Consider the following 11378-nt stretch of genomic DNA (forward strand, 5'->3'; position numbering starts at 1 on the left):
ATAGCCATATTATAATTCATAACTTAAACGATTGATCGAGAAGCCTTATATGTTTGATACATTAACCGAAAGACTTTCTGGCAGCCTGCGTAAGATATCAGGTTCAGGCCAGCTGACTGAAGATAATATAAAAGACACGCTTCGTGAAGTGCGCATGGCGCTGTTAGAAGCTGATGTTGCGTTACCCATCACTCGCGACTTTGTAAAGCGTGTTAAAGAAGAGGCATTAGGCCAAGAGGTGCTAAAAGAGCTTGCGCCTGGTCAAGCCTTTGTAAAGATAGTTTATGATGAACTGACTGAAATGATGGGCAGTGCCAATCAACAGTTAGAGATGACGGGCAAACCGCCTGTGGTCTACCTACTTGCAGGCCTTCAAGGTGCAGGTAAAACGACAACAGCAGGTAAGCTTGCAAAGTATTTACAAGAGCGACATAAGAAAAAAGTCATGCTGGTGTCAGCTGACGTCTACCGTCCAGCTGCAATTAAGCAGTTAGAGCAGGTTGCTGGTCAAGTAAATGCAAAGTTTGTCAATTCTACAACGGATGAAAACCCAATCGATATTGCCAAACGTGCTATTGAAGAGGCAAAGCTTCAGTATCAAGATATTCTTATCATCGATACGGCAGGACGCTTGCATATCGATGAGAAAATGATGGATGAGATCAAGGCATTGACTGCTGCGGCCAATCCATCAGAAACGCTATTTGTTGTTGACGCTATGACTGGTCAAGACGCGTCGAATACTGCAAAAGCCTTTAATGATGCATTGCCTTTAACGGGCGTTATACTAACCAAGACAGATGGTGATGCTCGTGGTGGTGCTGCTTTGTCAGTACGCGCCATTACTGAAAAGCCGATTAAGTTTTTAGGTCGCGGTGAGAAGCTTGACGCTTTAGAAGCCTTTCATCCAGAGCGTATTGCTCAACGAATCTTGGGTATGGGTGATGTCTTAAGTTTGGTCGAAGAGGTCGAGCAGAAGATTGATCGCGACAAAGCTGAGAAGATGGCGAAAAAAATCCAAAAGGGAGGTAACTTTGACCTTGAGGATTTATTAACTCAGTTTCAGCAAATGAAAAACATGGGCGGAATGACAGGCTTTTTAGATAAGTTACCGGGTATGAGCGGTGCTGGCGTGAAAGAAGCGCTTGAAGAAGCTAAGCCTGAAGAAAAAGTTAAAGAAATGGAAGCGCTCATCAACTCTATGACGCCCTATGAGCGTAAAAACCCAGACAAAATAAACCCAAGTCGTAAACGCCGTATTGCAGCAGGCTCTGGTAAACAGATTCAAGACATTAACCGCCTTTTAAAGCAGCATAAACAAATGGCTAAAATGATGAAAATGATGTCTAAGCCTGAGGGCATGGGCAAAATGATGAAAGCCATGCAAGGATTAACTGGTATGGGCGGCGGCGGTGCTGGTGGCGGCGGGCCCTTATTTGGCGGCGGTAATACTGGTGCTAAAAGCGCAAAAGGTAATGCGGGCGGTATGCCGCCGTTTGGATTAGACCCAAGTAAAATGCCGAGTAAAGAAGATATGGAGCGTCAAATGAAGGATTTAGAACAGAATTTACCTCCTGATTTTAAAAAGCGCTTTTAATATTTATTAATACAAAAAGCCAGCCTTTATTTTTAAGGGCTGGCTTTTTTTATTTAAGAATTAACGATATACATTCAATATAGTCAAAGAAGTCAAAATGTTTACAAGGCAACCGAGTGCAAATACTACTTATGTAGGCTTAGCGAGGTTAACGCCGTAAATGTTTAGTAGTTCGCTGACTATACAGCTGGTATTATGACTTAGAGTCTGACAACCAGTTAGTTTTACGTAAGCTCTGTTTGGTCTTACGCCGCTGTTTCTTCCGAGCTAATTTGACATCGTCTCGTTCATGCAGACCCCCTTTTTCCATTAATGGATTTAGTGCTAAATAATTTCGCGGCTTCACAACTTGCCTTGAGGATATTATTTTATCATCTTCAAGCTGCCGCTCGATCTGCTTTGATTTCTTTAATTCATTTTTTAAACTCATACTATTCCTATCGTATTTAGGAGTGGAATATAGGGGCTGTCTAGAATTAGTATATGTCACTGAGAACGGGTCTCGAGCAAAGCACTGCTCAAGTGGGGCTGATGCTAAAAATGCTCCAGACGTTGTTGCAAATTTAGCCAAGGTGCAATACGCTTCTGTCATTAGCGCCCGTTTGCGCCTAGTCTGAACCAATTTTAGCCATCAGCAGTACTAATATACTAATTCTAGACAGCCCCTAGTGAGTGTTATCGCCTTAAGGTTAATTAAAAGGCGATCTTTAATAGTGACTCAAGCTATTTCCACGTAAATTAAAATGTGTTAATTGACAATGATTAAAATCTTGTGACATTTTTTATTCTCCTTGTACTATAAATAGTTCTTATAAATAGTGACTGTACTTAGTCTTGATTATTAAAATAGTTACTAATATTTGATACTTAGATCTAACGTTTAGTTTCCAAGATAACTATTCTTTTATTACATTATCGCTGAATACTATCAGTGTTTAATGAACGTTATCCTTTAATACACATCACTTGTTTTAGAGTGTGTACCACTTCCACCAAGTCGGATTGGTTGTTCATCACCGTGTCGATGTCTTTATAAGCACCAGGGATTTCATCCATGACGCCTTTATCTTTTCGGCATTCTACATTTTTAGTCTGAGCTTTTAGCTCATCTATGCTAAAGCTGCGGATCGCTTTACCACGGCTCATCTTACGGCCAGCGCCATGTGAGCAAGAGCAAAACGATTCGCTATTGCCAAGACCACGTACAATAAAAGATTTTGCACCCATCGAGCCGGGTATAATCCCAAGCTCTCCTGCATAAGCACTAATAGCCCCTTTACGAGTCACATAGACGCTTTCACCAAAATGAACCTCTTCATTGACATAGTTATGATGACAATTAATGGCCTCTTTGGTTAGTCTAAATTTAGGCAGTTTGGCCTGTGGTGATTGCATGGACTTGATGACCAGGCGCATCATTTCTTTACGATTTTGCAAGGCATAATCTTGTGCCCATTCAACAGCTTCTACATAATCTGTAAAACTATCTGAACCCTCAGCGAAATAGGACAGGTCACGATCTGGTATATAACCAAAACGTGATTCTCGCTCTTTTTTAGCCAGTTCGATAAAGTAGCGCCCAATACAGTTACCTATACCGCGACTACCAGAGTGTAGCATCACCCAAACATCATTATTTTCATCAAGACAAAGCTCAATAAAGTGGTTGCCGCCGCCCAGTGTTCCTAGCTGCTTTGCCCATGTACGGTTAAAGCCTTTAAGCATTTTAAGTAGGCCAGGATGTTTATCCGTAATACGCTTTAAGCGATTACCTAATGGGTCGAGGGTCGAAACCTTTGCTTGGATTTGCTTGTGCATGTTAAAGCCGACAGGCACTTGATGTTCTATCAATTGGCGCAACTGCTTTAGATTATCCGGCAGATCATTCGCTGTAAGTGAAAGCCGTACGGCGTTCATACCGCAGCCAATATCGACACCAACCGCAGCAGGAATGATTGCAGACTTGGTTGGTATAACACTGCCTACCGTAGCGCCTTTACCCACGTGCACATCAGGCATCACGGCAATATGCGAATGCACAAACTTTAGTTGTGCCATACTCCTAAGTTGCTGAAGAGCGCCTTGCTCGATGTCAGTCGTATAAATTTTGACTGGAACACCATGTTTACCATTTTCATTTAAAATAAGTTGAATACTCATATCGCTTATATTTCCATTCTGTTTTTCAGTATTGCTATGTCAGCTGATTACTATGTCAGTTGCTTGCTATGTCAGCTGCTGCATTAGCTGTTGTTTCTTAGCTGGTAGTTTAGTTTAGCTATTAGCTTTGTTCAGATAATGACAATATGTAGCTCATTTAAAACCTAAATGCACTTTATTGCAGACAAAGCAATACCGCCGTTCTATTCTGAAAATCAAAAATGTTTACTGCTCGTTTATATCAGCAGATAAAATCAAGATTTGAATAGAACGTTGTTATTTTTTAGTGTTGTTTTCTTATAACAAATCGAAGGGGAGAGACAGCGTAAACGTAATCTTATAATAGAGCCATTGATCAATGCTGATTATCAAAGCCATTTATCAAATGCATTGTTATAAACTACATAGCAAAGCGACATAGCTAAATCACAAGTTAGAATCACAATGGTGATTAACATATGATGATAATGACATACAGATAAGCTTAAACTTATGATAACAGGCGTGATATTATAAAGCTTGATCAGAGCGAGATTAACGCACATCCAGTAGCTAAATAAATCATTAATGTGTCAACAACGAAGAGAAGTTAGGAAAGGAAGTTGGTTTAGAAATAGGAATTTATAAAATATAAATCACATGACTTTATTCTAACCATTAACCAAACTTTTTAGAGGTTAACACTGCTGCAAACTTAACATTTACTGCTGTCTTTTTAGGTAAATAGGACACGATGATTCCTCCATAAGTTGAGTTAATAAAAATAATTAGAATGTAGTAGGACTATTGAGTATTTAAATAAAGTCAAAGAAGTCTAAAATGTTTACAAGGTAACCCAGTGTAAATACTACTTATGTAGGCTTAGGGAGGTTAACGCCGTAACAGTTAAGTAGTTCGTTGACTATATCAAACTACGGTCTAAGTGCGCTTATAATAACCCTATAAGCTTTAATGTCAAGGCATTATAGAAATTGAATATTAATAATTTATGAAAACTAGCATTTTAAAGTCGGTAGATGGTAGATTAAAAACACTCAAATACTGAGTATAAATAATTGATAATATGAATAAAAGTATCGACCTAAAATTGTTAAGTATTAAAATTAGACCCAACTCATTCAAGGACGACTAAGTTGTGATGACTAAATTACTATACAGCCATTTTTTTATGCTCACTTGTCTGTGCGCACACGCTGCTCAAGCCGCCCATACTCAGCAAGATTTGTTGAATCAAAAGCAAATCGATCATCAATCAAACAATCAGATTACGCTCTTAGCACTGATGAAAGAGTCGGCACCGTACATGAGTGGTCAAACTAAAAAAACCATCAATACATATTTGGAACCACTACCAGATTCAAACGGCAAAACCATATTACAATCCAACATAGCAAGCTCAATTAAATCAAGCTCTAGTCAGTTTAATTACTTATTAGGTGTGGGACGGGCGGATATAACGGGCGCAATTGCTGAAACTGGTATGTTTGGTTATGCCGCGCGCCAAGAGGTGTCAGGTTTAAACGATCGATTGTATTCTCAAGCTTACATCATTGATGATTCGCCTCAGCAACATTCTTAGCATTCTATAGGGCGTGTGGTGTATGTATCGGCGGACATGGGCGCAATGTTTAATTCAGTTAAAAGTGCGGTGATCAAACGTCTTAAAGCCAAGTACGGCAATATGTATCGAGATGATAATGTCATGCTGACAGCCACTCACACGCATGTGGGTAATGCTGGCTATTCGCACCAAACCCTATATCAATTTGCAAGCATGGATAGCACCCTAAATGGATATAGCTCGCAAAACTTTGAAGCCATCGTCAATGGTATTGTGGACTCTATTGTGCAAGCACATAATGGATTGGCGCCGGGTAATCTGTCATTGGCTCAAGGAAGATTGGTCGGCGCGACCATCAATCGATCACTTGAAGCTTATTATCAAAACCAAGACGCGCATCATTATGACTCAACCGTAAATGAGGTGATGACGCAGCTTCGTTTTGATAATTATCACGGTAAGCCGCTCGGTCTGATAAATTGGTTTGCTATACATCCCACAAGCTTTAGTAATCAATTTAATCACCTTAGTGCTGATAATAAAGGCTACGCGCAACTAAAAGCGGAGAACTATTTTAGCCAGACTGACCAATCCGATCATGCCAATACTATGGAGTCCCGATTATCAAATCAATTTGAAAACGAGGTTATTACGCCTGATTTTGTCGCAGCTTTTGCCAATGCGGATGAAGGGGATGTGGTGGCAAAAGGGGGGAATGCCAACTCGAGCGAAGGATATGAAGGCAGTCAAGATGAATGGGCAAATGTAATCCGAGATGGCAGTCTACAATTTAAGAAATCTCTTGATCTTTGGGATAAAGGCGTGCCATTAATAGGCCCTGTTGATGCCCGTTTACGCTGGGTGGATCTAGAAGGCTACCAAGTCGATGCACAATTTACAAATGGTGATGGCGCCAAACAGCTATGCTCGCCGGCACGCGGATTTTCATTTGCCGCAGGCGCGGAAAATGGACCATCTCACATACCTGGTATTTATGAGGGAATGACACAAGATACGTTTAGAGTTAATGACAGCATTAATCAGGTAGACACCTCTTTTAAAGGCAGCGTGGTTAGGGCTGGATTTAATGTATTGTCTGGACTGTACCAAGATGAGTGTCAAGGTCAAAAACGAACCTTGCTACCCAATGGAGCGTGGGGTTTGACTGAAACACAAAACCCTTTTCAGCTGATGCGTATTGGTAATTTGGCAATCGCTGGTATACCTGGCGAGCCGACCACAATGATCGGACGACGTTGCGTAACACTATTTCTGCTTCATTACAAGATAAGGGGGTTGATACCGTCGTCATTAATGGGCTTGCCAATCACTATAATGGATACTTGACCACAGTTGAGGAGTATTCGCAGCAGCTTTATGAAGGCGCATCCACCGAATATGGCCCTTATCAAGCGGCAGCCTACTTACAAGAGTTCAATGTGCTTGCCCAAAGTATGCATGATGGCGTGGTTAATAACCAAAATGCGTTGGCGCAGTTGAACCTTGAGGTCGCAGCAACCGATAACAGTAGCGAGACTTTTAGAGAACGCTCATTACCCCGCTATGATGTCAAACCCGAGGATCAGGCATGGGGGCAGGTTCTCACACAGCCAGATAGTAGCTATAAAGTAGGCGAGGTCGCAACCGTGATATTTAGAGGCGCACATCCCAAAAATATTTTAAAAACAGGGGGTACTTTCTTAAAAGTACAACGTCTCTATCAGAACGAATGGAGGGATTATTTAACAGATCGAGATTTTGATACTTTGTATACGTGGAGAAGAGATGGTGCATTATCCAGTCAAATCATCATACAGTGGCGAATCCCTTTCGATGCCCCACATGGTACCTACCGGTTAGTCCATCAAGGCAATTGGAAAGCCAAGTCTGACGGACGCATACGGCCGTATAGCGGCTATTCTGATGCATTTGTGGTAGTAAATAATTAACTGTGTTAGGGGCTGTATTAGAATGACGTCATATTGATGACAAATGACGCTTATCCCTACACGTTTAAACTCATTGATAAATCTACTGAACTAAGAAGCTTATGATAAACCCACTTGCGCAACTTGCAACCCTCAAAAAATTATATGACAGCAAGATTCTACCTGTCATTATAGACAAAGCGTGTAGTTTAGATAGTATCAGTAAAAAAAGACAACTTGTGGTTCCTAAGGCCAGTGGTGTGGTGCTTGAGGTGGGCGTTGGTAGTGGACACAATGCCAAGTTCTATAATAGCGAAAAGGTGACCCGTGTGATTGGCGTTGACCCTTTCATACATATCAACGCGCCGCAGCGTTTTGAAAATGCAGGTATTGAGTTTATTGTGAAGATGATGTCTGCCAAAAAGCTACCGCTTGAAGATAATAGTATCGACAGTATTGTTATGACGTTTACGCTTTGCTCTATCGATGATCCTACTAAAGCGCTAAGCGAAATGAGACGGGTACTAAAACCTTCTGGTAAGTTATATTATGCCGAACATGGTTTGGCACCGCAGCCAAAAATAATAAATAAAATCCAAAAAACCATCACCCCTGTATGGAAGCCAATAGCGGGCGGGTGTCATCTGGATAGAGATATTGAAGCGCTTATAACGCAATCAGGATTTGAAGTAGCAGGCGAGCAAGGCTATGATGATCGAGTGAGTATGGTTGCGTATTACTACTGGGGCGAGGCCGTTTAGAGGCTAAATAGGAAGGCTAAATACGAAGGCTCAAGAGGAAGCCTAAATACGAAGGCTCAAGAGGAAGCCTCAGGAGTAGGGGTAAGATAATACGGTATTAAACAAATGCTTAGATAAAGATAAGGCCTTATTCGTTTATACAAATAAAACCTTATGTTGCAAACTTAGCTTATAAACTATATTTTTTTGCGCTTTCATCAGAGTTGTACAACTCACCAAAAGTTTCTCTTTGCTGCAAATGCCAACCAATAATAAAGGCGCTGATACCGACTATAGAGAGATACAGCGCAGGCGCAAAGCTTATCTGACTAGTCATCTTAAACAAAAAGTAAGGTAGGACGGCACCCAATATTGCTGATATTGTGTTATAAGACACTGATACTGAAAATAGACGAATGGTAGTTGGAAAGAGTTGAACAAATATGGCGGTACATAGCCCAATCATACCAGTACAAAATCCTAATAACCCGTACATAGGAAGAATATAATCGCCTTGTCCATTCGCCAGATACGCATAAAACATCCAAATCTGAATGGATAACGCCAACGCTGCCAACATAAATGTCTTTGACATACCGATTTTATCGGCCAAAACGCCATAAAAAATACAGCCCACTATCTGCGTTACCAACGCAAATAAACTGGCATACATCACAAAATTAGGCTCTGTTTGGAACTTTAAAGCAATAAGTTTGGGCAGTAATATCATCACTACCATAATCAAGCTGGATCTAACAAACGAAATCGCTGAAGATAATACAGCGGCGGATCTAATACCAACCACATTATCGCTTGATAACATATTGGAGTCACTATGACGATTAAGTTGGTGATTTTCAAATACCGGGGTCTCTTTTATACGGCGCCACATCAAAAGCATTAAAGCAGTCAGCACGCCACCCATAACCGCAGGAATACGCCATCCGTAGTCAATTAAAGCTTGTGGCTCTAAGACTCCGACCAGTAATTTAGCAAATACAACCGATATGACAGAACCAAATATACCGCCGGCCACCGCCAAACTACAATACGTCGCCAAACGGCTTCGTTTGGTGTGCTCTGCTATAAACACCCAACTAAGCGGGGCATGCGCGCCAAATGCGATGCCTTGTAGCATACGAATAAAGATAAACAAGATAGGCGCAAGAATACCAACTTGCGCATAGGTTGGTAAAAATGCCGCTAACAATGTGGTAATAGCCAATAAAGCGATACTAACAAAAAAGGCAGGTTTACGACCTTTTTTATCGCCATATCTACCAATTAGTATCGCCCCTAGAGGACGAGATAAGAAGCCAATACTCATTAAACCAATGATCTTTACTTGTATTAAAGCCACACTGTCTGTATTTGGGAAGAACACCTTTGCAATCACGTCGGCGATATGAAGATAGATAAGAAAGTCAAAAGCTGCCATTGCATAGCTAAAGCAAACAAATAGAATTTGATAATTGATAACCTTCTTATCTAGATAAGAAGAAATAGAAATACTTGAGCCATTATTATTGTGCGTTTTGATCATACAATTGATTTGAACCGCTTATTATTGACCTAAAATTAAATATTAATTTATATAAATTACATATTAATAACAAAACTTACGTATTGTATGAGTATACACTGTTTTTAATTACAAACCACCACTAAAAATACTAAATGCGCTATCTAGTCGTATTTATATTTATAGAGTTAAACCATACTGAAACGTTATAAACTATAGATTAGCGCAGCTATTTGAAATACAAAATCTTTCACATTATCTACCACATTCTTTATATATATAAACTAAGTAAAATTAATAGTAATAGTTAGTAAAGGTAATAATTCAACCTTATTTAATATATATCAACCTATTTATAAATGAATAAATTAGGTCTAATAAAAGGAATTAATATGAGGTTGCAAATTTTAATAGATGTAGCTATAAAAATGTCAGCAGACATGAGTGTTAGAATGACAGCTAGAAGGTAAGCTTGAAAGAATCCTAAAAAGAGATCACAAATGACAGCACAAACTAAATAAATAAATAAATTAATAAATGAATAAATGAAATAAAAGCAGAAAAATGGAGCCCATCCTGAATTCTGTGTAACTGCAATTTAGATTAAATGCTTACTAACACGCTCATCGAACATAATCATAAATCGATTAAGAGCAGACGTCCAGTTACGGATGGGCATCGACCACTTTTTAGACGCCTGCTGAGTCGCTAGATAAACAACCTTTAACGCCGCTTGATCAGATGGGAATATCTTACGCTTATTCACAGCGGTACGAATCACGCTATTTAATGACTCGATAGCATTGGTCGTATAAATGGCTTTTCTAATGTCTTTCGGGTAATCAAAGAACACGGTTAAGCCCTCCCAATTATTGCGCCAAGAGGTAACCACATGCGGGTATTTATCGCCCCAGATCTCATTAAACTGCTCAAGGCTAGCCTCTGCCAGCTCAAGCGTATCAGCACCATAAACCGCCTTTAAACCAGCCGCTACTTTTTTTCTATCTTTCCATGGTACAAACTTCATAGAGTAACGTACCATATGCACAATACATAGCTGAACCTGTGTGTTTGGATATACCGTATTAATTGCCTCGCTAAAGCCTTTTAAACCATCCACACAGGCAATAAGAATATCTTGAACCCCACGGTTTTGTAGTTCAGTGAGAATACCTAGCCAGAACTTAGCGCCTTCATTCTCCGATAGCCACATACCCAGTAGCTCCTTTTTGCCCTCAAGATTGACGCCTAAGGCCAGATAGATGGCTTTATTAATGATTTGCTTGTCTTGACGTACTTTAACGACAATGCAGTCTAAATATACGATAGGATATAAGCTACTTAGTGGACGATTCTGCCATGCTGTGATGTCATCTATGATGTTGTCAGTAACCCTTGATACGAGACTGGTTGAGATATCAACGTCATAGATATCTTTGATACTCTCAACAATCTCAGTGGTTGTCTGGCCTTTGGCGTAAAACATGATGATTTTATCATCGAGCCCAGTGATACGAGTTTGATGCTTTGCAACCAATACAGGATCAAAGCTTCCTTCACGGTCTCTGGGTGTAGATACTTCAATCTCACCTGTGTCACTGCGCACTGTCTTTTTGGTGTGACCGTTGCGCTTGTTTGGGGTATCCGCCTTTTCATGCTTAGGATAGCCTAGATGCTCTTCCATCTCGGCTTCTAATGCAGTGTCAATAAATGACTGCATGAGCTCTTTTTGAAATGCTTTGATGTCTTCAAAGCTGCCAACGTGTTTGGCCATTTGTTCGGCTAGTTTTTTTAGTTCTGTTTGTTTTGTCATTGCTTATTCTCCTTTACTATGGATTATAAGCAGTTACACAAAGTTTGGGAAAGTCTC

At 40.2% G+C, this 11378-nt stretch carries 7 protein-coding genes and 1 pseudogene; 4 read left to right on the forward strand and 4 right to left on the reverse strand.

Annotated elements, in window-relative coordinates; all coding sequences use genetic code 11:
* Positions 1 to 49: 49 nt before the first annotated feature.
* The gene (gene ffh / locus AC2SLP_RS10450) at positions 50 to 1597 is read left to right on the forward strand and encodes a signal recognition particle protein (protein ID WP_486536611.1); all 1548 of its coding nucleotides are present in this window, start codon (positions 50 to 52) and stop codon (positions 1595 to 1597) included.
* A 193-nt stretch (positions 1598 to 1790) separates the two neighbouring features.
* Here the strand turns inward: ffh and AC2SLP_RS10455 are convergent, their stop codons facing one another.
* Positions 1791 to 2189, reverse strand: a complete 399-nt coding sequence (locus AC2SLP_RS10455) for a hypothetical protein (RefSeq protein WP_486536612.1) — start codon at positions 2187 to 2189, stop codon at positions 1791 to 1793.
* Positions 2190 to 2542: 353 nt separating this feature from the next.
* The gene (locus AC2SLP_RS10460) at positions 2543 to 3757 is read right to left on the reverse strand and encodes an RtcB family protein (protein WP_486536613.1); all 1215 of its coding nucleotides are present in this window, start codon (positions 3755 to 3757) and stop codon (positions 2543 to 2545) included.
* Positions 3758 to 5237: 1480 nt separating this feature from the next.
* On the opposite strand from AC2SLP_RS10460, the pseudogene AC2SLP_RS10465 reads away from it, so the two are divergent.
* The 3 genes and pseudogenes from AC2SLP_RS10465 to AC2SLP_RS10475 all read left to right on the forward strand — a co-directional run.
* Positions 5238 to 6688: pseudogene (locus AC2SLP_RS10465) on the forward strand (neutral/alkaline non-lysosomal ceramidase N-terminal domain-containing protein); the annotation flags it as partial.
* 84 nt (positions 6689 to 6772) lie between these two features.
* Positions 6773 to 7267 (forward strand): neutral/alkaline non-lysosomal ceramidase C-terminal domain-containing protein, encoded by a 495-nt coding sequence (locus tag AC2SLP_RS10470; protein ID WP_486536617.1) that lies wholly within the window; start codon positions 6773 to 6775, stop codon positions 7265 to 7267.
* A 101-nt stretch (positions 7268 to 7368) separates the two neighbouring features.
* Positions 7369 to 8007, forward strand: a complete 639-nt coding sequence (locus tag AC2SLP_RS10475; protein WP_486536614.1) for a class I SAM-dependent methyltransferase — start codon at positions 7369 to 7371, stop codon at positions 8005 to 8007.
* A 169-nt stretch (positions 8008 to 8176) separates the two neighbouring features.
* Here AC2SLP_RS10475 and AC2SLP_RS10480 read toward each other — a convergent pair whose 3' ends face one another.
* Together AC2SLP_RS10480 and AC2SLP_RS10485 are read right to left on the reverse strand one after the other, a co-directional pair.
* A complete protein-coding gene (locus tag AC2SLP_RS10480) occupies positions 8177 to 9529 on the reverse strand; it encodes an MFS transporter (RefSeq protein WP_486536615.1) in 1353 nt (450 codons plus the stop codon).
* 577 nt (positions 9530 to 10106) lie between these two features.
* A complete protein-coding gene (locus AC2SLP_RS10485) occupies positions 10107 to 11321 on the reverse strand; it encodes an IS256 family transposase (protein WP_486535535.1) in 1215 nt (404 codons plus the stop codon).
* Positions 11322 to 11378: the final 57 nt, after the last annotated feature.

The organism is Psychrobacter sp. CX21 (genome assembly GCF_057396255.1).